The following is a 19,485-nucleotide window of genomic DNA, read 5'->3' on the forward strand; positions in this document are numbered from 1 at the left end:
TCAGCTTTCCTTGACCACCATGTAGCCGAGCCCGCGTACGTTGCGGATCAGGTCGGAGCCGAGCTTCTTGCGCAGCGCGTGGATGTAGACCTCGACCGTGTTGCTGCCGATCTCCTCGCCCCAGCCGTACATCTTCTCCTCGAGCTGGCTCTTCGACAGCACCGCGCCGGGCCGCGCGAGCAGCGCCTCGAGCAGCGCGAACTCGCGCGCGGACAGCGCGACCGGCGCGCCGTCGAGCGTCACCTGGTGCGACGCGGGATCGAGCGTCAGCGTGCCGTGGCGGATCAGCGACTCGCTGCGGCCGGCCTGACGGCGGATCAGCGCGCGCATCCGCGCGCCGAGTTCGTCGAGGTCGAACGGCTTGACGAGATAATCGTCGGCGCCCGCGTCGAGCCCCTTCACGCGATCGGCCACCGCATCGCGCGCGGTGACAATCAGCACCGGCAGCGCGAGCCCGCGCGCGCGCAGCGTGCGCAGCACGTCGATGCCGTCGCGCTTGGGCAGGCCGAGATCGAGCAGCAGCAGGTCGTACGCTTCGCCGCCGAGCGCGGTGAGCGCCGCTTCGCCGTCCTGCACCCAGTCGACCGCGAAGCCGTCCGAGCGCAGCGCCTTGCGCACGCCCTCGGCAATCATGCGATCGTCTTCGACAAGCAGAATCCGCATCGGAACAGGAGTCCATCGGACGAGTGAAAGATGGCGACCATTGTAGCGCCGCGAATCGCGCGTGCGCGACGCGGCGCCGCAAACCCGGCGCACGCGCGCCGGCGCGGCACGATGCGCGATTGCAACGAGCAGGCGCGCGGTTGTCTCTACAATGTGCGCTTGCGCGCGCAACCGACGCGCCGTCCGAGCCCCTGCTTACCGTATTCGTCCATGCCGATTTCCGCACTTTCCGCCCGCTTCGCGCCGCGCGCGCGCCTCTGCCTGCGCGCGGCCGCCGTCGTCGCCACCTGCACGGCTCTCGCGTTCGCGCCGGCCGCGCAGGCCCGCAAGAAAACCCACAAGGAACCGCACCGCACGCCGGTCGTGTCGCCGGCCGCGCGCGCGGCCGGGCTGCCGACTTCGGTGCTCGTCGCGCTGCAGCGCGCGAAGGTGCCGGCGTCGGCGATGAGCGTCGTCGTCGAGCGCGTCGGCGATCCCGAGCCGTTGATTGCGTGGAACGCGACCCGGCCGATGCTGCCCGCGTCGACGATGAAGCTCGTCACGACGTTTTCCGGCCTGTCGATCCTCGGCCCCGACTTCCGCTGGCGCACGACCGCTTATGCGGACGGCCCGGTCGACCCGGACGGCACGCTGCAGGGCAACCTGTACATCAAGGGCACCGGCGATCCGAAGCTCGTGCCGGAGGAGCTGATCGATCTCGTCGACAAGATCCGCAAGGCCGGCATCAAGCGCGTGGCCGGCGGACTCGTGCTCGACAAGAGCTATTTCGCGGCGTCGACGCGCGACCTGCCGTCGTTCGACGACGATGCGAGCGCACCGTACAACGTCGGCCCCGATCCGCTGCTGTACGCGTTCAAGGCCGTGTCGTTCACGGTCACGCCGGGCGACGACGGCAAGGTCGCGGTCGACGTGCTGCCGCCGCTCGCGAACCTGTCGATCGACAACCAGCTGCACGAAGGCAACGGGTCGTGCGCGGCCGCCGCCGCTGCCGCGCGCCCGACGCTGACGGCCGGCGGCGGCATCGTGACCGCGTCGTTCGCGGGCGACTATCCGCTGCGCTGCGGCGCACACACGACGAACCTCGCGATTCTCGATCACACGACGTTCTTCGCGCGTGGCTTCCTCGCGCTGTGGCAGCAGGACGGCGGCACGATCGCCGGGCCGGTGACCGAAGGGAAGGTGCCGAGCGCCGCGCGGCCGATCGCCGTTCATCACAGCCCGGTGCTCGGCAGCATCGTGTACGACATCAACAAGTTCAGCAACAACGTGATGGCGCGCAACCTGTTCCTGACGATCGGCGCGGTGGCCGGCAAGCCGCCCGCGACGCCCGAGCAGTCGAGCCGCGCGATCGAAGCGTTCCTGCGCAAAAGCGGAATCGCGATGCCCGACCTCGTGCTCGACAACGGCTCGGGCCTGTCGCGCGACGAGCACGTGAGCGCGCAGTCGCTCGCGGCGCTGCTGCAGGCCGCGAACGCGAGCCCGGTCGCGCAGGCGTTCGTCGACTCGCTGCCGATCGCCGGCATCGACGGCACGATGAAGAACCGCCTCACGAACGCCGGCGTGCTCGGCAAAGCGCACATCAAGACCGGCACGCTGCGCGACGTGCGCGCGATCGCCGGCTACGTCGCCGGCGCCGACGGGCAGAGCTACGTGGTCGTCAGCTTCATCAACGACGATCACGCGGAAGCCGCGCGTGCCGCGCACGACACGCTGCTCGAATGGGTCTACGCGGGCGCGCACTGACGGCGCTGCCGTGCATGCGCGCGCATGCAGCGACCGTCGCGCGGCGCCGCTTTCCTCGTCGCGTTGGCCGGCCGTAGCGGCCGGCGCGTCCGTCTCCGGCGTTCGCGCACCGGCCTCCGAAAAAGCGGGGCCGTACCGCCCGGCCTCGCGCCGCGCGACTTCCGTAGAAACCCTGTCCTCAGAGGGAACCCTCTACGCTGCCCTCTCGCGTCGCGCGTGGCGATTGCGTAGGCTGTTGGCCTGACCAATATCGACAACGGGCAACACGCCCGGCCTCACGGCTTGCAGGGGAAAGGAGGAGACACGTCCATGCGCTTCGACGTCGAATTGCTTCTGCTCGCGCTGGCGCCCGTCTTCCTGCTCTGCATCGGCTGGGAAGCGTGGCACCTCCATCGCACGCGCGCGCAGGACCGCGTCTACGCATGGCGCGACACGCTGTGCAACGCGACGCTCGCGCTGATGCACCAGGGCGCCGACAAGCTCGCGTGGGTGTTCGTGATCCCGGTCTACGCGTACTGCTACCGCCACTATCGCATGTTCACGTGGGACGACGGCTGGCTGTCGTTCGCGGTGCTGTTCGTGTGCCAGGACCTGCTCTACTACGTGTTTCACCGCGCGAGCCACCGCGTGCGCTGGCTGTGGGCCGCGCACGTCGTCCATCACTCGTCCGAGCGGATGAATTTCTCGACCGCGTTCCGCCAGAGCCTGATGTATCCGGTCGCGGGCATGTGGGTGTTCTGGCTGCCGCTCGCGGTGCTCGGCTTTCCGCCGCAGCAGATCGTCGGCATCGTGCTGATCAATCTCGCGTTCCAGTTCTTCGTGCACACGCAGGCGATCGGCAAGCTCGGCTGGCTCGAGTACGTATTCAACACGCCGTCGATCCATCGCGCGCACCATGCGCGCAATCCACGCTACATCGACCGCAACTACGCGGGCGTGCTCGTGATCTGGGACCGCCTGTTCGGCAGCTACGTCGACGAATCGCCGGACGACCCGCCGCAGTACGGAATCGTCGAGCCGCTCGGCTCGAACAACCCGCTCGTCGCGACGTTCCACGAGTGGGTGTCGATGGCGGCCGACGCGCTGCGCGTCGAAGGCGCGCGCAACAAGCTGCGCGCGATTTTCGGCCCGCCCGAATGGGCGAGCGCTTATCATGCGCAGATCGCCGAGGCCGCAAACCACGATCCGCGCACCGCGCCGCTTGCGGCCGTGCGCGACCAATAAACCGTTTCAGCCAACGGCCGCCGCGCCGCCCGCAGCTGAACGGGCGCGCAGATGCGAGACATCAGGCCATATCTACGAGGAGATCGATCGATGCAGTCACAACAACCGTTCCCGACGCGCGCACGACAACGCCTGCTGCGCACCGCGCAGGTCGCGATCGCCGGCGCGGCGCTCGCGCTGCTCGCCGCGTGCGGCGGCGGCGACGACAACAACAGCGCGTCGAACACGCCGCCGTCCGGCGTGAAGATGCAGATCGTGTCGTTCGGCGACAGCCTGTCGGACGTCGGCACGTATTCGCAGATCAAGCTCGGCTTCGGCGGCGGCCGCTTCACGACCAATCCCGGCCAGGTGTGGACGCAGAACGTCGCGCAGTACTACGGCGACACGCTGCAGCCCGCGAACCAGGGCGGCTTCGGCATCCCGCTGCAGCCGACCGGCGGGCTCGGCTATGCGCAGGGCGGCTCGCGCGTGACGCTGCAGCCCGGCATCGGCCATGCGGACGCGAGCGTGCCGAACGCCGACTACGCGCAGGCGACGACGACGCCGATCGCCGATCAGGTCAAGCAGTACCTGTCGCAGCACGGCAGCTTCAACGCGAACCAGATCGTGCTGATCAACGGCGGCGCGAACGACATCTTCTATCAGGCTCAGGTCGCGCAGGCGCAAGGCAACACGCCGGCCGCGCAGCTCGCAGCGGCGCAGGCGATCGGGCTCGCCGCGCAGCAGCTCGCGGGGCTCGTCCAGCAGATCGTCGCGGCAGGCGCGACGCACGTGTTCGTCGCGAACGTGCCGGACATCGGCGGCACGCCGCTCGCGCTGCAGGGCGGCACGCAGGCCGCGTTCACGCAACTGTCGGGCCTGTTCAACCAGACGCTCGCCGGCACGCTGGCCGCGCTGAAGGTGGACATGACGAAGGTCGTGGTGATCGACGCGTTCAAGTGGCAGGACGGCATCGCGGCCAACTACCAGGCGAACGGCTTCAGCGTGTCGAACACCGACACCGCGTGCAATCTGAAGGCGATGGTCGCGGCCGCGACGCAGTACGGCGTCGCGAATGCGTCCGCATTCGGTTCGTCGCTGTTCTGCTCGCCGCAGACGTACACGGTCGCGAATGCGGACCAGACGTACATGTTCGCGGACACGGTCCATCCGACGACGCGCCTGCACGCACTGTTCGCGCAGTACGTCGAACAGCAGATCGCCGCATCGGGCGTCGGCAAGTAAGCGCCCGGCTGCAGCCGGCGCGCATGCGATGCGCGCCGGCGCGATGCCAAACGAAAACGCCAGACCGGTTTGTGCCGGTCTGGCGTTTTTTTCGTGGATGAGCGAGCGGCGGCGCGGCGGCGGTATCGCTCGCGTCGTCGTGCGGCGTCAGTCCCGCGCTTCGAATGCGGCCGCCGCACGGCCGAGACGATCGTTGACCGCGATCCAGTCGATGGTCTCCGGCAGCTTTTCGACGAGGATGCGCGCGACCTGCGCACGATCGAGCGCGCGCAGCATGCCGTACAGATCGCGCGCATACGCGTGCGGATCTTCGGGCGCCGCGACGAAATGCACGCCGTCGGCCTGCGCCCAGCGGCCCGCGCGCGACGCGCGCGCGACCAGCGCGACGCGCTCGCCGTCGGCCTGCGCGGCCGCGAGCAACGGCTCCAGCGCATCGAACGGCAGCAGCGCGAGCGGCGTGCGCGGCGCGTAATGCGCCTTCAGCGTGCCCGACGCGCGCGGCGCGGTGGCGTCGCTGCCGTCCGGCAGCCGCGGCGCACGGCCGAGCACGTCGGCGATCTGCTGCGGGCTCACATGGCCCGGTCGCAGCAACGCCGGGAAACCGCGCGACAGATCGACGATCGTCGATTCGATGCCGACTTCGGACGGGCCGCCGTCGAGCACGTGCACCGTGTCGCCGAATTCGTCGCGCACGTGCTGGGCGGTCGTCGGGCTCACGTGGCCGAACCGGTTCGCGGACGGCGCGGCTACACCGCCGTGTCCGCCGCGGCGGGCGCTGAACGCGGCGAGCAGCGCCTGCGCGACCGCATGCGACGGGCAGCGCAGCCCGACCGAGTCCTGCCCGCCGCTCACCGCGTCCGGAATGCGCGGATGGCGCTTCAGGATCAGCGTCAGCGGGCCGGGCCAGAACGCATCGATCAGCTTCCGCGCGTCGGCCGGCAGATCGGCAGCCCAGTATGCCGGGTCGCCGCCCGGCGGCAGATGCACGATCACCGGATGGTTCGCGGGCCGCCCTTTCGCCGCGTAGATCCGCGCGACGGCCTCGGGGTCCGCCGCGTCGCCGCCGAGCCCGTAGACGGTTTCGGTCGGAAACGCGACGAGCTGCCCCGCGTCGAGCAGCGCGGCGGCCGCGTCGATCTGCGCGCGCGTCACGGACATCGGGAGATCGGTGGACATCGTGCGGCGCCTCAGTCGAGCGGCACGCGCAGCAGCTGCGCGCACGCGTGGGCAGCGGCGACGGCTTCGTCGCGCGTCGCGGCGGTGAAATTCACGTGTCCCATCTTGCGGCCGACGCGCGCTTCTTCCTTGCCGTACAGATGCAGATGCGCGGCCGGCATCGCGGCAACCGCGTCCCACGGCGGCGTGACGGCATCGGCCGCGCCGTCCGGAAACCACACGTCGCCGAGAATGTTCAGCATCGCGGCCGGCGAATGCTGGCGCGGGTTGCCGAGCGGCATGCGCGTCATCGCGCGCACCTGCTGCTCGAACTGGCTCGTTGCACACGCATCGACCGTGTAGTGGCCGGAATTGTGCGGGCGCGGCGCCATCTCGTTCGCGACGAGCGAGCCGTCTTCGAGCACGAAGAATTCGACGCACAGCACGCCGACGTAGTCGAGCGTGTCGGCGATCCGCACCGCCGCCTGCTGCGCCTGCTCGACCAGCGCGGGATCCGCGGCCGGCGCCGGCACCACCGTCAGCGCGAGAATGCCGTTGTGGTGCGCGTTCTGCGCGAGCGGGAAAGCGGCCGAGCGGCCGTCCGCGCCGCGCGCGATCAGCGCCGACACTTCGTATTTCAGCGGCAGCCGCTTCTCGAGCACGCACGGCACGCCGCCGAGCGCCGCATGTGCATCGCGCGCTTCCTGCGCGGTGCGCACGCGTACCTGGCCCTTGCCGTCGTAGCCGAGACGCGCCGTCTTCAGGATGCCCGGCAGCACGGCGTCGAGCGCGGCATCGTCGAGCGCGGCGAGCGCCGCCGCCGATTCGATCACGACGTGCGGCGCGACCGGCACGCCGGACGCTTCGATGAAACGCTTCTCCGCGATCCGGTCCTGTGCGATCGCGACGCAGCGGCCGGCCGGCGCGACGAACGTCGTGCGCGCGAGGAAATCCAGGCTCGCGGCCGGCACGTTCTCGAACTCGGTCGACACCGCGTCGCACAGCGCGGCGAGTTCGGTCAGCGCGGCCTCGTCGTCGTACGCGGCGCGCAGATGGCGATCGGCCACCGCGCCGGCCGGGCTCGCCGGATCGGGATCGAGCACGGCGACGCGATAGCCCATCGACTGGGCGGCAAAGCAGAACATGCGGCCGAGCTGGCCGCCGCCGACCATGCCCAGCCACGCGCCGGGCAGGATCGGGGAAACGGTATCAGGAGTTGCGGTCATGTCAGTGGTCGATCGCAGCGGGAAGCGGAAATGCCCGCCGCAGTAGGAAAGTCCGGCGCCGGCCGCGAACGGCGCGGCGGCGCCGTGCCGTCATTCGAGCGGCGGCAGCACCATCGCGTGCGCGGCTTCGTTCTGGCGTACGCGGAACGCGGCGAGCCGGTTCGCGTAGTCGGCCGACGTGCCGGACAGGATCGACACCGCGAACAGCGCGGCGTTCGCGGCGCCGGCCTCGCCGATCGCGAACGTCGCGACCGGCACGCCCTTCGGCATCTGCACGATCGAGTGCAGCGAATCGACGCCCTTCAGATACTTGCTCGCGACCGGCACGCCGAGCACGGGCACCGTCGTCTTCGCGGCCAGCATGCCGGGCAGGTGCGCGGCGCCGCCGGCGCCCGCGATGATCGCGCGCAGCCCGCGCTCGCGCGCCTTCTCCGCATAGTCGAACATCTCGTCGGGCATCCGGTGCGCGGACACGACCTTCGCTTCGTATGGCACGCCGAACTCCTGCAGGATCGCGACTGCGTGCTTCATCACGTCCCAGTCGGAACTCGAACCCATCAGCACGCCGACGAGCGGCGCGCTGTGCGTGTGGGCGGTCTGGACTTCGCTCATTTCGTGCGTTCCCCCGTCAGGCGAGCGGCTGGCCGGTGATGCGCTCGAGCGCTTCCTGGTACTTCGCGGCCGTCTTCGCGACGACGTCGGCCGGCAGTGCCGGCGCGGGCGCGGTCTTGCCCCACGGCTGCGTCTCGAGCCAGTCGCGCACGAACTGCTTGTCGAACGACGGCGGGTTCGTGCCGACCTGATACTGGTCGGCCGGCCAGAAGCGCGACGAGTCGGCAGTCAGCACTTCGTCCATCAGGTACAGCTTGCCGTGGTTGTCGAGGCCGAACTCGAACTTCGTGTCGGCGATGATGATCCCGCGCGTGGCCGCATAGTCGGCCGCTTCCTTGTACAGGCGGATCGAGATGTCGCGAATCGTCGCGGCCAGCTCGGTGCCGATGCGGCGCTCGGTTTCCTCGAACGTGATGTTCTCGTCGTGCTCGCCCATCTCGGCCTTCGCCGCGGGCGTGAAAATCGGCTCCGGCAGCTTCTGCGCGTTCTGCAGGCCTGCGGGCAGCTGCACGCCGCACACGGCGCCGCTCGCCTGGTATTCCTTCCAGCCGCTGCCCGCGAGGTAGCCGCGCACGACCGCTTCGATCAGGATCGGCTCGAGACGCTTGACGACCACCGCGCGACCCTTCACCTGCTCGACTTCGTCGGCCGCGACGACCGCTTCGGGCGCGTCGCCGGTCAGATGGTTCGGCACGATGTGCGCGAGCTTGTCGAACCAGAAGTTCGCCATCTGGTTCAGCACGCGGCCCTTGTTCGGAATCGGCTCGCCCATGATCACGTCGAATGCCGACAGACGGTCGGTCGTGACGATCAGGAGCTTGTCGTTGCCGACCGCATAGTTGTCGCGGACCTTGCCGCGACCGAGGAGCGGCAGCGAGCGGAGCGTGGATTCGTAAAGGGTAGACATCGTCTTTTCGCAGATAAGGAGCCAAACAAAAAGGGAAACGCCGTTCCCCGCGGCTGGCGGGAACGGCGGCCTTGCAATACATCGGCGAACCGGCCGGGCGGGTGCGCCGGGCGGTTGCCGGCCGGCCCTCGTGCGGCCGGACGGTTCGGCCGCGCGCCGGGATCGCTTCCCCGCCGCGCGGCCGGCCCCGGCCTCGCGGCGGGGCAATCGTACTACAGTCTCAGCGCACGACCTGCGCGAGCTCGCCGGACTTGTACTTCTCGGCGATCTTTTCGAGCGGCACCGGCTTGATCTTCGCGGCCTGGCCTTCGCAGCCGAACGCGAGGTAGCGATCGACGCAGACCTTCTTCGCCGCTTCGCGAGCGGGCTTCAGGTAGTCGCGCGGATCGAACTTGCCCGGGTTCTCGAACATGTAGCGGCGGATCGCGCCGGTGATGGCCAGACGCAGGTCGGTGTCGATGTTGACCTTGCGCACGCCGTGCTTGATGCCTTCCTGGATTTCCTCGACCGGCACGCCGTAGGTTTCCTTCATGTCGCCGCCGAATTCGCGGATCTCGGCGAGCAGTTCCTGCGGCACCGACGACGAACCGTGCATCACGAGGTGCGTGTTCGGGATGCGCGCGTGGATTTCCTTGATCCGCTGGATCGACAGGATGTCGCCGGTCGGCTTCTTCGTGAACTTGTACGCGCCGTGCGACGTGCCGATCGCGATTGCGAGCGCATCGCACTGCGTGAGCTTCACGAAGTCGGCGGCCTGCTCCGGATCGGTCAGCAGCTGCTCGCGCGTCATCGTGCCTTCCGCGCCGTGACCGTCTTCCTTGTCGCCCTTCATCGTCTCGAGCGAGCCGAGCACGCCGAGTTCGGCTTCGACCGTCACGCCGATCGAGTGCGCCATCTCGACGACCTTGCGCGACACGTCGACGTTGTATTCGTACGAGGCGACCGTCTTGCCGTCCGCTTCGAGCGAACCGTCCATCATCACGCTCGTGAAGCCGCTGCGGATCGCGGCCATGCAGACCGCCGGCGACTGGCCGTGATCCTGGTGCATCACGACCGGGATGTGCGGATACGATTCGACCGCCGCTTCGATCAGGTGACGCAGGAACGGCTCGCCCGCATATTTCCGCGCGCCGGCCGATGCCTGCATGATCACGGGCGCGCCGACCTGATCCGCCGCGGCCATGATCGCCTGGACCTGCTCCAGGTTGTTCACGTTGAAGGCCGGCAGGCCGTAACCGTGCTCCGCCGCGTGATCCAGCAATTGACGCATTGATACGAGAGGCATTGTGGAACTCCTTGGAATGAAAACCGGTGCGCCCTGACGCCGGCGCGGCGCGCCGCGGCGATTCCCGGGGCGAACGGCACGGCTGAGCGTCGAATAGCGGCATTTTATCGCGAAGCGCCTCCGATTCCGACCGCCGGCCGCGCTCGCTCGCAATTTGTTACGTTCGCACCGCACAATCCGGACAAAAAACAAAAAAAGCCGCGCGGGGCGGCAAACCCCGCGCGGCTTTCTTCGAAAAACGGTGCCCGACCGCGTCGGGCCGCCGGCTTGCCGGCGTCGGCGCGCGCCGTACCGGCGCCGCGCCGGTCAATAGTGCTCGCCGACCCGCACGATCTTCAGCGTATTGGTGCCGCCCGCCTGCCCCATCGGCTCGCCGACGGTCAGCACGACCATGTCGCCGTGCGCGACGTAGCCGCGCTGGACGATCGTCTCGAGCGCCGCCTGCAGCGCGCTGTCGCGGTCGCTGTTGAAGTCGATGTGCAGCGGCGTCACGTTGCGGAACAGCGCCATCGCGCGCTCGCTGCCGACCCGCGGCGTCAGCGCGAAGATCGGCACGTGCGTGTAGTGGCGCGACATCCACAGCGCCGTCGCGCCCGATTCGGTCAGCGCGACGATCGCCTTCGCGCCGAGGTGGTAAGCCGTAAACAGCGCGCCCATCGCGATCGACTGGTCGATCCGCGTGAACGTGCGGTCGAGGAAATCCTTGTCGAGCTCGATCTCCTCGGACTTCTCGGCTTCGACGCAGACCGCCGCCATCGCCTCGATCGTCTGCACCGGATACTTGCCGGCGGCCGTCTCGGCCGACAGCATCACCGCGTCGGTGCCGTCGAGCACCGCGTTCGCGACGTCCGACACTTCCGCGCGCGTCGGCACCGGCGCGTGGATCATCGATTCCATCATCTGCGTCGCGGTGATCACGAGCTTGTTCGACTCGCGTGCCATCCGGATCATCCGCTTCTGCAGCGCCGGCACGGCCGCGTTGCCGACTTCGACCGCGAGATCGCCACGCGCGACCATGATCCCGTCGGATGCGTCGAGAATGCTCTGCAGCGCGGGAATCGCCTCCGCGCGCTCGATCTTCGCGATCATCTTCGGCTTGATGCCGTACGGCGCGCCCGCGATGTTCGCGAGCTGACGCGCCATTTCCATGTCGGTCGCGTTCTTCGGGAACGACACCGCGACGAGATCCGCGCCGAGCGACATCGCGGTGCGGATGTCCTCCATGTCCTTCGCGGTCAGCGCAGGCGCCGACAGGCCGCCGCCCTGCCGGTTGATCCCCTTGTTGTTCGACAGCTCGCCGCCCACCTTGACGGTCGTGTGAATCTCGTCGCCGAGCACGCGCTCGACGGTCAGCACGATCAGCCCGTCGTTCAGCAGCAGCAGGTCGCCCGGCTTCAGGTCGCGCGGCAGCTCCTTGTAGTCGAGGCCGACGCGCTCGTCGTTGCCGAGCTCGCAGCCCGCGTCGAGGATGAACGCCTGGCCCGGCGCAAGCATCGTCTTGCCGTTCTCGAACTTGCCGACGCGGATTTTCGGGCCCTGGAGATCGGCCATGATCGCGATCTCGCGGCCGACCTTGCGGGCGGCCTCGCGCACCATCTCGGCGCGCTGGCGGTGATCATCGGCCGTGCCGTGAGAAAAATTGAGCCGCACGACGTCGAGGCCCGCCTGCATCATCTGCAGCAGAATCTCCGGCGAACTGGAGGCCGGGCCGATCGTGGCGACTATCTTGGTGGCGCGCTGCATGAAACTCCTCATCTGGATCAAGGTGGATGCGCTGGGTGAAACGCTGCGAGAGCCGAGAGCGGCAGGCCCAGCGGCGGCCGCTTCGGGGCGCGCGCCGGTGCTGGTGCCCGGCATCGCTTTGTTCTGAATCTCGTGGTGCTGCATGGCCGCGTCGCCGGCGGCCGCCGGTGCGCGCGGGGCGGTGTTCGCCCGCGCGGGCGCGCGTTTGCGCCTGCCCGCGCCGGCCGCCGGCTCCGCCTTCGCGGAGCGCGCGGCCTTCGTCACCCCTGCGCGCGCCGCCACGCTCAGGCCGCCCGCGTTTCGAGCACTTCCACCGCCGGCAGCTTCTTTCCTTCGAGGAACTCGAGGAACGCGCCGCCGCCGGTCGAGATGTAGCTGACCTGGTCGTGGATGCCGTACTTCGCGATCGCCGCGAGCGTGTCGCCGCCGCCGGCGATCGAGAACGCGGACGACTTCGCGATCGCTTCGGCGAGCGTCTTCGTGCCGTTGCCGAACTGGTCGAACTCGAACACGCCGACCGGACCGTTCCACACGATCGTGCCGGCCTTCTCCAGCTGGCTCGCGAGCGCCTTCGCGGTGTCGGGGCCGATGTCGAGGATCATGTCGTCCGCTTCGATGTCGGCGACCTGCTTCACGGTGGCCGCGGCGGTCGGCGAGAACGCCTTCGCGGTCACGACGTCGGTCGGGATCGGCACCGACGCGCCGCGCTTGCGCGCGTCGTCGATGATCGCCTTCGCCTCGCCGACGAGATCGGCTTCCGCGAGCGACTTGCCGATCGGCAGACCGGCCGCGAGCATGAACGTGTTCGCGATGCCGCCGCCGACGATCAGCTGGTCGACCTTCCCCGCGAGCGACTTCAGGATCGTCAGCTTCGTCGACACCTTCGAACCCGCGACGATCGCGACCAGCGGCCGCGCCGGGTTGCCGAGCGCCTTGCCGAGCGCGTCGAGTTCCGCAGCAAGCAGCGGGCCCGCGCACGCGACGGGCGCATACTTCGCGATCCCGTGCGTCGTCGCTTCCGCGCGGTGCGCGGTGCCGAACGCGTCGTTCACGTACACGTCGCAGAGCTTCGCCATTTTTTGCGCGAGCTCGTCCGAATTCTTCTTCTCGCCCTTGTTCACGCGGCAGTTCTCGAGCAGCACGACCTCGCCCGGCGCGACGTTCACGCCGTTCTCGACCCAGTTCGCGACGAGCGGCACGTCGCGGCCGAGCAGTTCGGCAAGGCGCTTCGCGACCGGCGCGAGCGAGTCTTCCGGCTTGAACTCGCCTTCGGTCGGGCGGCCGAGGTGCGACGTGACCATCACCGCCGCGCCGGCGTCGAGCGCGGCCTTGATGGCCGGCACGGACGCGCGCACGCGCGTGTCTTCGGTGATGTTGCCGTGATCGTCCTGCGGGACGTTCAGGTCGGCGCGGATGAACACGCGCTTGCCGGCGAGCTGGCCGGCGGCGATCAGGTCGGTGAGACGCTTGACTTGGCTCATGTTGGACAGATTGAAGTAGTGGATGGGGAAAGGGGTTCGTGCCGACGTGCGCGGGCTGCCGCGAAAGGGCGCCGGATGCGGCCGTGGCTGGCGGCTGCGCATCGCGCGCACGGGTAAAAATCTTGAACGGGCATTCTAGCCGATCCACCCGGCAGACTGACCCGTGCGGCGGCGAATTCCGCCTATTTGGGATCGCGCACCGCCCGCGTGCGCATGCTGCAACGCAACGATCAACCGACGCGCGTGCGAACGCGCGAAGCGAGCGCGCGACGGCGCCGCTCAGACGACGAGCCGCAGCACGGTGAAGACGATCATCCCGACAATGATCGTTCCCAGCATGCTGCGCCGCCACAGGAACCAGCCGAGGCCGGCGAGCGCCGCATAGAACGGGTGATTGGACAGCGCGAACGAGATCCCGGCCGGCGTTTCGAGCACGTCGGGCAGCACGACGGCGACCAGCGCGGCGGCCGGCGCGTAGCGCAGCGCGCGCTGCGCGCGTTCCGGCAATACCGTGCGTTCGCCGCCGATCAGGAACAGCGCGCGCGTGAGCGCCGTGACGATCGTCATCCCGACGATGACGATCCAGATCTCCGTCGCGCTCATTCGATTTCCTTCTCGTGCACGGTTTCGGTCCGGATGCGCCGCCAGTCGGCGCGTTCGACGAAGAAGTCGGCCGTGCTGCCGGCCGCGAGCGCGGCGAGCACCGCGAGCGGCAGCGCGAGCCGGTACGGCAGGTCGAACGCGACGAGCGACACGATGCCCGCGACCGCGACGGCCGCCAGCGTCGAACGGTTCGCGACCGCCGACACCATGATCGGGATCAGCGCGAGCGTGCCGGCCAGCTCCAGCCCCCAGCTCGCGGGGAAGAAGCTCGCGAGCAGGATGCCGGCGAGCGACGACACCTGCCACGACGCCCAGCTCGCGAGCGCCATTCCCCAGAAGTACGCTTCCTTGCCCGGCACGCGACCGTACGCGAAGCCCTGCTTCTGGAACAGCAGATAGATCACGTCGCCGTTGAAATAGCCGATCGCCAGGCGCCGCCACAGCGGCAGGTATGAAAAATGGGGAGCGAGGCCGGCGCTGAAGATCACGAAGCGCATGTTGACCATCGCGGCGGTGAGCAGCACGGTCCAGATCGGCAGCTTCGCGGCGAGCAGCGGCAGCACCGCGAGCTGCGACGAGCCCGCGTAGACGAACAGCGACATCGCGCTCGCCTGCCCGAGCGTCATCACCGACTTGCTCATCGCGATGCCGGTGACGAGACCCCAGGACAGGATCGCCATCAGCGTCGGGGAATAGTCGCGCGCGCCCTGGATCAGCGCGAAGCGGTCGGTGGCGGACAATCGAACGGGCATGGGAAGCGGGCCGCGGCGGGCGGTTCGTCGAAGCGCCGGCGCCTCCTGCCGGCACGCTTCGTCGTTATTGGAATCGGTACCGCGCGATTATAGCGCCGCACCGGCGCCGACCGACCGGAGCGACGGCAAATGACGCTAAAATAAGCGTCTTTCCGGCTCAACGCTGCATACAACCGCATCCCAGGAGAATCCTATGTCAATGGCCGACCGCGACGGCAAGATCTGGATGGACGGCAAGCTGATCGACTGGCGCGACGCCACGATCCACGTCCTGACCCATACGCTGCACTACGGCATGGGCGTCTTCGAGGGCGTGCGCGCGTACAAGACGGCCGACGGCAGCACCGCGATCTTCCGCCTGCCCGAGCACACCAAACGTCTGCTGAATTCCGCGAAGATCTTCCAGATGGACGTGCCGTTCGACCAGGAAACGCTCGAGGCCGCGCAACGCGAAGTCGTGCGCGAGAACAAGCTCGAGTCGTGCTACCTGCGCCCGATCATCTGGGTCGGCTCGGAAAAGCTCGGCGTGTCCGCGAAGGGCAACACGATCCACGTCGCGATCGCCGCATGGCCGTGGGGCGCGTACCTCGGCGAGGACGGCCTCGCGAAGGGCATCCGCGTGAAGACGTCGTCGTTCACGCGCCACCACGTGAACGTGTCGATGGTCCGCGCGAAGGCGTCGGGCTGGTACGTGAACTCGATCCTCGCGAACCAGGAAGCCACCGCCGACGGCTACGACGAGGCGCTGCTGCTCGACGTCGACGGCTACGTGTCGGAAGGCTCCGGCGAGAACTTCTTCCTCGTGAACCGCGGCAAGCTGTATACGCCCGATCTGTCGTCGTGCCTCGACGGCATCACGCGCGACACGATCATCACGCTCGCGAAGGACGCCGGCATCGAGGTCGTCGAGAAGCGCATCACGCGCGACGAGGTCTACACGGCCGACGAGGCGTTCTTCACCGGCACGGCCGCCGAAGTCACGCCGATCCGCGAGCTCGACAACCGCACGATCGGCAGCGGCGCGCGCGGCCCCGTCACGGAGAAGCTGCAGTCGGCGTTTTTCGATATCGTGTCCGGCAAGAACGCGAAGTACGCGCACTGGCTGACGAAGATCTGAGCGCGCCGCGCGACCGCCCCCCACAGAAGAGTGACAAGAGAAAGCCTCATGAGTGAAATCAAGGAAATGCCGCTGGTCGAACTGACGGCCAAGGATCTCCCCGCGTACTGCCCGAACCCCGCGATGACGCGCTGGAACGCGCACCCGCGCGTCTTCATCGACGTGTCGCACGGCGAGTCGCGCTGCCCGTACTGCGGCACGCGCTACAAGCTGCGCGACGGCGAGGTGGTCAAGGGCCACTGAGCCGCACGGCCGGGCCTGCGGGCCCGGCCGTCGCGAAGCGGCGCGACCGGACGTCCAGCGCGCCGCCCTTTCCCCGTTCTGACAACCCGAACGCGGCGCCCGCGCGCCGCGTTTCATTACGACATCGGAAGTCGACCTGATGCGTCGAGCGCTGGTTATCGCACCGAACTGGATCGGTGACGCATTGATGGCGCAGCCGCTCTTTGCGCTGCTGAAGAAACTCCATCCCCGCATCGCGATCGATGCCGTCGCGCCGTCGTGGGTCGCGCCGGTGCTCGAGCGGATGCCCGAGATCCACGATGTCTACGCAACCGATCTCGCGCACGGCAAGCTGCAGCTGCTGCGTCGCTGGCAACTCGCGAGCGACCTGCGCGACGTCGGCTATGACGCGGCCTACGTGCTGCCGAATTCGCTGAAGTCCGCGGTGATACCGTGGCTCGCGAACATTCCGCTGCGGATCGGCTACACCGGCGAGCACCGCTACGGGCTGTTGAACGTGCGGCACGCGAATCCCGACAAGTCGGGCGAACGGCCGCCGATGACGACGCACTACGCGGCGCTCGCATACGCGCCGGGCGCGCGCCTGCCCGAGTCGATGAAGACGCTGCCCGCGCCGCGCCTCGACGCGGATCTGAACGAGACCGCGCGCGTGTCCGCGCGCTTCAATCTCGATACGCGCAAGCCGCTCGTCGTGTTCTGTCCGGGTGCGGAGTACGGGCCCGCGAAGCGCTGGCCGCCCGAGCATTTCGCGTCGCTCGCGACGATCGTCCATCAGTCGTTCCCGTATACGCAGATCATTGCGCTCGGCTCGCAGAAGGACTCGGCCGCCGCGCAGGCGATCGCCGACCACGCGCCGAACGTGCGCAACCTGTGCGGGCAGACGTCGCTGTCCGAAGCGTGCGCGCTGATCGCGCGCGCGAACGCGGTCGTCACCAACGACTCGGGGCTGATGCACGTCGCCGCCGCGCTGCGCCGGCCGCTCGTCGCGCTGTACGGATCGACCGATCCGCGCCACACCCCTCCGCTGTCGGACCTGGCGAAGGTACAATGGCTGCATCTCGAATGCAGTCCCTGCTTCGAACGCGAGTGCCCGCTCGGTCACCTGAAGTGCTTGCGCGAACTCGGCCCCGAGCAGGTATTCGGCGATTTGCGCGGCATGCTCGTCGGGCAGCGCTGACCCTGACCGGCGGCGTCGCGCGACGCGCCGGGCAATCCGATTCACCGGTGCGCGGCGCCCGATCCGGGCCGCCGTGCTGAACACGGCGCGCGACGCGCGCGAGAGATAAACCCGATGCCACGTTTTGCCCGCCTCTTCGAAGCCGCCGCCGATACGCTGAACGCCTACTACCAGGCCGTCGCCGATGCCAATCTCGACGCGCTGCTGGCGTTGTGGATCGACGAGGATTTCGCCAGCTGCGTGTGGGCGGACGGCGAGCATCTGCACGGGCTCGATCAGATCCGCAGCGGGCTCGGCGCGCGACTCGCGACGCGTCCGTTGACGATCGAGCCGCTCGACATCCGCGTCTACGACAGCCTCGGCACCGTCGTCTACACGATCGCCGAAGCGCATCAGCAGGCCGACCTCACCGCCGACCCCGACATGGTTTTCGCGACGTACGTGATGATCCACGAACGCGGCGAATGGCGTATCGCGCACATCCACGCGAGCCCGATTCCCGAACGGGCGGCCGGGCAGTTCGCCGCCAAGATCCGCCACGGACAGGGCCCGCTGCACTGACGGATCGCAGCAAAGACTACGCGGAGCGATCATGAGTACGGCTTCTCCGCCCAGTTCGCCGCTGGCCGACGCGTCGGCCGTCGTCGACGAGCTACTGCGCTACCGCGCGCCGCGCTGGCTGCCGAGCAGCCATGCGCAAACCATCGTGCCCGCGCTGTTCGCGCGGCGTCCGGCTGTCGCGTATCGGCGCGAACGCTGGGAAACGCCCGACCACGACTTCATCGATCTCGACTGGGTCACACCCGTCGACGGCGCCGCGCCGCCGCCCGACGCGCCGCTGTTCGTGCTGTTCCACGGCCTCGAAGGCAGCTCCGCTTCGCACTACGCGCGTGCGATGATGGCCGCGGCTCGCGCGAAGGGCTGGCACGCGGTCGTGCCGCACTTTCGCAGCTGCAGCGGCGAACTCAACCGTCAGCCGCGCTTCTACCATCTCGCCGACAGCGCCGAAGTCGACTGGATCCTGCGCCGGCTCGCCGCGCAGCATCGCGGGCCGCTCGTCGCGGCCGGCGTATCGCTCGGCGGCAACGTGCTGCTGCGCTGGCTCGGCGAGCATCGCAGCGACACGTCGATCGTCCGCGCGGCCGCCGCCATTTCGACGCCGATCGACGTGCACGCCGGCGGGCGCGCGCTGTCGCAGGGCTTTGCGATGGTCTACACACGCAGCTTCCTGAAGACGCTGAAACGCAAGGCGCTCGCGAAGCTCGACCAGTATCCGGGGCTGTTCGACCGCGACGCGATGCTGCGCGCGGTGACGATGCACGACTTCGACGAAGTCGTGACCGCGCCGCTGCACGGCTTCGCAGACGCGAACGACTACTGGACGCAGGCCACGACACGCCCGCTGCTGCGCGCGATCGACGTGCCGACGCTGATCCTCAACGCGCGCAACGATCCGTTCCTGCCGGAGTCGGCGTTGCCGGGCCCGGCCGACGTTTCGCCGGCCGTCGAGCTCGACCAGCCCGCGCACGGCGGCCACGCCGGCTTCATGACCGGACCGTTCCCCGGCCGCCTCGACTGGCTGTCGGTGCGCGTGTTCGGCTATTGCTCGAAATTCGTCGATCATGGATGACATCGTCCGACAGGCACTCGCGAAGTGGCCGAACGTGCCGCATTGCACGGGCTGGCTGCTGCTCGACCGGCGCGGTCAATGGCGGCTGCGCGACGACGCGGCGCAGGCAGCCGGCGAGCCCGGCTCGCCGGTCCGGCATGCGGCGCTGAACGCGTTCATCGCGCGCAATTACGAATGCGACGCGCACGGTCAGTGGTTCTTTCAGAACGGGCCGCAGCGCGTGTATGTCGAGCTCGCGTATACGCCGTGGATCGTTCGGCTCGCGGAGCGCGACAGCCGGCTCGCGCTCACCGACCACACCGGCGCGCCGTTCGAACCGGCGCAAGCGTGGCTCGACGATGCCGGCGGCGTACTGTTTCGCGACACCGGCACGCCGCCGCGCATCGCCGCGCTGCACGACCACGACCTCGGGCTGTTCGCCGATCATGCGGATTTCGATGCGGCGCCGCCCGTGCTGCGTTGGCGCGACGGTTGCGCGCTGCCGCTCGACAGCATCGCACGGGCCGACGTACCCGCACGGTTCGGTTTCGTCGCGAGCCCCGCGCAGCGCGCCCGCGACGCGGCGGGCAACGGCAGCTGATGCGCGGTCGCGACCGCTTCGCGGACGTTGCGCGATGATCGCCGCTAGTGTCCCGTTCCGCTGATTCGCGAACAAAGTCGGTGTAGCTTTTCGAGGATGGAATCGGCAGACGCGGTCCAG

The 19,485-nt window shown here is 68.9% G+C and carries 20 protein-coding genes; 10 read left to right on the forward strand and 10 right to left on the reverse strand.

Annotated elements, in window-relative coordinates:
- Window positions 1–663 (reverse strand): response regulator, encoded by a 663-nt coding sequence (locus BUB20358_RS16310; protein WP_035971797.1) that lies wholly within the window; start codon window positions 661–663, stop codon window positions 1–3.
- A gap of 210 nt (window positions 664–873) precedes the next feature.
- On the opposite strand from BUB20358_RS16310, the gene dacB reads away from it, so the two are divergent.
- The 3 genes from dacB (at window position 874) to BUB20358_RS16325 (ending at window position 4,854) form a co-directional block, all read left to right on the forward strand.
- Window positions 874–2,406: a D-alanyl-D-alanine carboxypeptidase/D-alanyl-D-alanine endopeptidase gene (gene dacB, locus BUB20358_RS16315; protein WP_035971794.1), complete on the forward strand. Its 1,533-nt coding sequence runs from the start codon at window positions 874–876 to the stop codon at window positions 2,404–2,406.
- A gap of 309 nt (window positions 2,407–2,715) precedes the next feature.
- On the forward strand, window positions 2,716–3,630 hold the full coding sequence (locus BUB20358_RS16320) for a sterol desaturase family protein (protein ID WP_006763515.1): 915 nt from the start codon (window positions 2,716–2,718) through the stop codon (window positions 3,628–3,630).
- A gap of 90 nt (window positions 3,631–3,720) precedes the next feature.
- Window positions 3,721–4,854, forward strand: a complete 1,134-nt coding sequence (locus tag BUB20358_RS16325; protein WP_006763514.1) for an SGNH/GDSL hydrolase family protein — start codon at window positions 3,721–3,723, stop codon at window positions 4,852–4,854.
- A 147-nt stretch (window positions 4,855–5,001) separates the two neighbouring features.
- Here the strand turns inward: BUB20358_RS16325 and BUB20358_RS16330 are convergent, their stop codons facing one another.
- From BUB20358_RS16330 to pyk, 6 genes are all read right to left on the reverse strand, one after another.
- Window positions 5,002–6,030 (reverse strand): L-threonylcarbamoyladenylate synthase, encoded by a 1,029-nt coding sequence (locus BUB20358_RS16330; protein WP_035971791.1) that lies wholly within the window; start codon window positions 6,028–6,030, stop codon window positions 5,002–5,004.
- An 11-nt stretch (window positions 6,031–6,041) separates the two neighbouring features.
- On the reverse strand, window positions 6,042–7,235 hold the full coding sequence (locus BUB20358_RS16335; protein ID WP_006763512.1) for a 5-(carboxyamino)imidazole ribonucleotide synthase: 1,194 nt from the start codon (window positions 7,233–7,235) through the stop codon (window positions 6,042–6,044).
- 90 nt (window positions 7,236–7,325) lie between these two features.
- Window positions 7,326–7,847: a 5-(carboxyamino)imidazole ribonucleotide mutase gene (purE, locus tag BUB20358_RS16340; RefSeq protein ID WP_006763511.1), complete on the reverse strand. Its 522-nt coding sequence runs from the start codon at window positions 7,845–7,847 to the stop codon at window positions 7,326–7,328.
- Between the two features lie 16 nt (window positions 7,848–7,863).
- Window positions 7,864–8,754, reverse strand: a complete 891-nt coding sequence (locus BUB20358_RS16345) for a phosphoribosylaminoimidazolesuccinocarboxamide synthase (protein ID WP_006763510.1) — start codon at window positions 8,752–8,754, stop codon at window positions 7,864–7,866.
- Between the two features lie 220 nt (window positions 8,755–8,974).
- Window positions 8,975–10,039, reverse strand: a complete 1,065-nt coding sequence (gene fba / locus BUB20358_RS16350; protein ID WP_035971787.1) for a class II fructose-bisphosphate aldolase — start codon at window positions 10,037–10,039, stop codon at window positions 8,975–8,977.
- 306 nt (window positions 10,040–10,345) lie between these two features.
- On the reverse strand, window positions 10,346–11,782 hold the full coding sequence (gene pyk, locus BUB20358_RS16355; RefSeq protein WP_035973280.1) for a pyruvate kinase: 1,437 nt from the start codon (window positions 11,780–11,782) through the stop codon (window positions 10,346–10,348).
- Here pyk and BUB20358_RS28590 point away from each other — a divergent pair.
- Window positions 11,781–11,909 carry a hypothetical protein gene (locus BUB20358_RS28590; RefSeq protein WP_258230491.1) on the forward strand — a complete coding sequence of 43 codons (129 nt, stop codon included), beginning with the start codon at window positions 11,781–11,783 and terminating at the stop codon, window positions 11,907–11,909. The genes pyk and BUB20358_RS28590 overlap by 2 nt on opposite strands.
- 157 nt (window positions 11,910–12,066) lie before the next feature.
- On the opposite strand, the gene BUB20358_RS16360 is transcribed toward BUB20358_RS28590, so the two are convergent.
- From BUB20358_RS16360 to BUB20358_RS16370, 3 genes are all read right to left on the reverse strand, one after another.
- Entirely contained in the window at window positions 12,067–13,263 is a 1,197-nt protein-coding gene (locus BUB20358_RS16360) for a phosphoglycerate kinase (RefSeq protein ID WP_035971785.1), read from the reverse strand.
- Window positions 13,264–13,542: 279 nt separating this feature from the next.
- Window positions 13,543–13,866 (reverse strand): AzlD domain-containing protein, encoded by a 324-nt coding sequence (locus BUB20358_RS16365; protein ID WP_006763506.1) that lies wholly within the window; start codon window positions 13,864–13,866, stop codon window positions 13,543–13,545.
- A complete protein-coding gene (locus BUB20358_RS16370; RefSeq protein WP_006763505.1) occupies window positions 13,863–14,618 on the reverse strand; it encodes an AzlC family ABC transporter permease in 756 nt (251 codons plus the stop codon). Before BUB20358_RS16370 ends, BUB20358_RS16365 begins: the two co-directional genes overlap by 4 nt.
- A 193-nt stretch (window positions 14,619–14,811) precedes the next feature.
- On the opposite strand from BUB20358_RS16370, the gene BUB20358_RS16375 reads away from it, so the two are divergent.
- From BUB20358_RS16375 to BUB20358_RS16400, 6 genes are all read left to right on the forward strand, one after another.
- Complete coding sequence (locus tag BUB20358_RS16375; protein ID WP_006763504.1) at window positions 14,812–15,735, forward strand: branched-chain amino acid transaminase; 924 nt, start codon at window positions 14,812–14,814, stop codon at window positions 15,733–15,735.
- Between the two features lie 48 nt (window positions 15,736–15,783).
- On the forward strand, window positions 15,784–15,978 hold the full coding sequence (locus tag BUB20358_RS16380; protein WP_035971783.1) for a zinc-finger domain-containing protein: 195 nt from the start codon (window positions 15,784–15,786) through the stop codon (window positions 15,976–15,978).
- Between the two features lie 139 nt (window positions 15,979–16,117).
- The gene (gene waaF / locus BUB20358_RS16385; protein ID WP_006763502.1) at window positions 16,118–17,155 is read left to right on the forward strand and encodes a lipopolysaccharide heptosyltransferase II; all 1,038 of its coding nucleotides are present in this window, start codon (window positions 16,118–16,120) and stop codon (window positions 17,153–17,155) included.
- A 114-nt stretch (window positions 17,156–17,269) separates the two neighbouring features.
- Window positions 17,270–17,716, forward strand: a complete 447-nt coding sequence (locus tag BUB20358_RS16390; protein ID WP_006763501.1) for a nuclear transport factor 2 family protein — start codon at window positions 17,270–17,272, stop codon at window positions 17,714–17,716.
- Window positions 17,717–17,747: 31 nt separating this feature from the next.
- Entirely contained in the window at window positions 17,748–18,785 is a 1,038-nt protein-coding gene (locus BUB20358_RS16395; RefSeq protein ID WP_006763500.1) for a hydrolase, read from the forward strand.
- On the forward strand, window positions 18,778–19,365 hold the full coding sequence (locus BUB20358_RS16400; protein ID WP_006763499.1) for a DUF2946 family protein: 588 nt from the start codon (window positions 18,778–18,780) through the stop codon (window positions 19,363–19,365). Before BUB20358_RS16395 ends, BUB20358_RS16400 begins: the two co-directional genes overlap by 8 nt.
- Window positions 19,366–19,485 lie beyond the last annotated feature (120 nt).

This window comes from Burkholderia dolosa, assembly GCF_902499135.1.
Classification (GTDB): Bacteria; Pseudomonadota; Gammaproteobacteria; order Burkholderiales; family Burkholderiaceae; genus Burkholderia; species Burkholderia dolosa.

Excerpts from the sequence above, each read along its gene's own strand:
- BUB20358_RS16345 (WP_006763510.1), bottom strand. The coding sequence starts at position 8,754 with ATGTCTACCCTTTACGAATCCACGCTCCGCTCGCTGCCGCTCCTCGGT.
- pyk (WP_035973280.1), bottom strand. The coding sequence starts at position 11,782 with ATGCAGCGCGCCACCAAGATAGTCGCCACGATCGGCCCGGCCTCCAGT.
- BUB20358_RS16375 (WP_006763504.1), top strand. The coding sequence starts at position 14,812 with ATGTCAATGGCCGACCGCGACGGCAAGATCTGGATGGACGGCAAGCTG.
- BUB20358_RS16395 (WP_006763500.1), top strand. The coding sequence starts at position 17,748 with ATGAGTACGGCTTCTCCGCCCAGTTCGCCGCTGGCCGACGCGTCGGCC.
- BUB20358_RS16360 (WP_035971785.1), bottom strand. The coding sequence starts at position 13,263 with ATGAGCCAAGTCAAGCGTCTCACCGACCTGATCGCCGCCGGCCAGCTC.
- BUB20358_RS16370 (WP_006763505.1), bottom strand. The coding sequence starts at position 14,618 with ATGCCCGTTCGATTGTCCGCCACCGACCGCTTCGCGCTGATCCAGGGC.
- BUB20358_RS16330 (WP_035971791.1), bottom strand. The coding sequence starts at position 6,030 with ATGTCCACCGATCTCCCGATGTCCGTGACGCGCGCGCAGATCGACGCG.
- BUB20358_RS28590 (WP_258230491.1), top strand. The coding sequence starts at position 11,781 with ATGAAACTCCTCATCTGGATCAAGGTGGATGCGCTGGGTGAAACGCTG.
- BUB20358_RS16380 (WP_035971783.1), top strand. The coding sequence starts at position 15,784 with ATGAGTGAAATCAAGGAAATGCCGCTGGTCGAACTGACGGCCAAGGAT.
- purE (WP_006763511.1), bottom strand. The coding sequence starts at position 7,847 with ATGAGCGAAGTCCAGACCGCCCACACGCACAGCGCGCCGCTCGTCGGC.
- BUB20358_RS16365 (WP_006763506.1), bottom strand. The coding sequence starts at position 13,866 with ATGAGCGCGACGGAGATCTGGATCGTCATCGTCGGGATGACGATCGTC.
- BUB20358_RS16310 (WP_035971797.1), bottom strand. The coding sequence starts at position 663 with ATGCGGATTCTGCTTGTCGAAGACGATCGCATGATTGCCGAGGGCGTG.
- fba (WP_035971787.1), bottom strand. The coding sequence starts at position 10,039 with ATGCCTCTCGTATCAATGCGTCAATTGCTGGATCACGCGGCGGAGCAC.
- BUB20358_RS16335 (WP_006763512.1), bottom strand. The coding sequence starts at position 7,235 with ATGACCGCAACTCCTGATACCGTTTCCCCGATCCTGCCCGGCGCGTGG.
- BUB20358_RS16320 (WP_006763515.1), top strand. The coding sequence starts at position 2,716 with ATGCGCTTCGACGTCGAATTGCTTCTGCTCGCGCTGGCGCCCGTCTTC.
- BUB20358_RS16400 (WP_006763499.1), top strand. The coding sequence starts at position 18,778 with ATGGATGACATCGTCCGACAGGCACTCGCGAAGTGGCCGAACGTGCCG.
- dacB (WP_035971794.1), top strand. The coding sequence starts at position 874 with ATGCCGATTTCCGCACTTTCCGCCCGCTTCGCGCCGCGCGCGCGCCTC.
- BUB20358_RS16325 (WP_006763514.1), top strand. The coding sequence starts at position 3,721 with ATGCAGTCACAACAACCGTTCCCGACGCGCGCACGACAACGCCTGCTG.
- waaF (WP_006763502.1), top strand. The coding sequence starts at position 16,118 with ATGCGTCGAGCGCTGGTTATCGCACCGAACTGGATCGGTGACGCATTG.
- BUB20358_RS16390 (WP_006763501.1), top strand. The coding sequence starts at position 17,270 with ATGCCACGTTTTGCCCGCCTCTTCGAAGCCGCCGCCGATACGCTGAAC.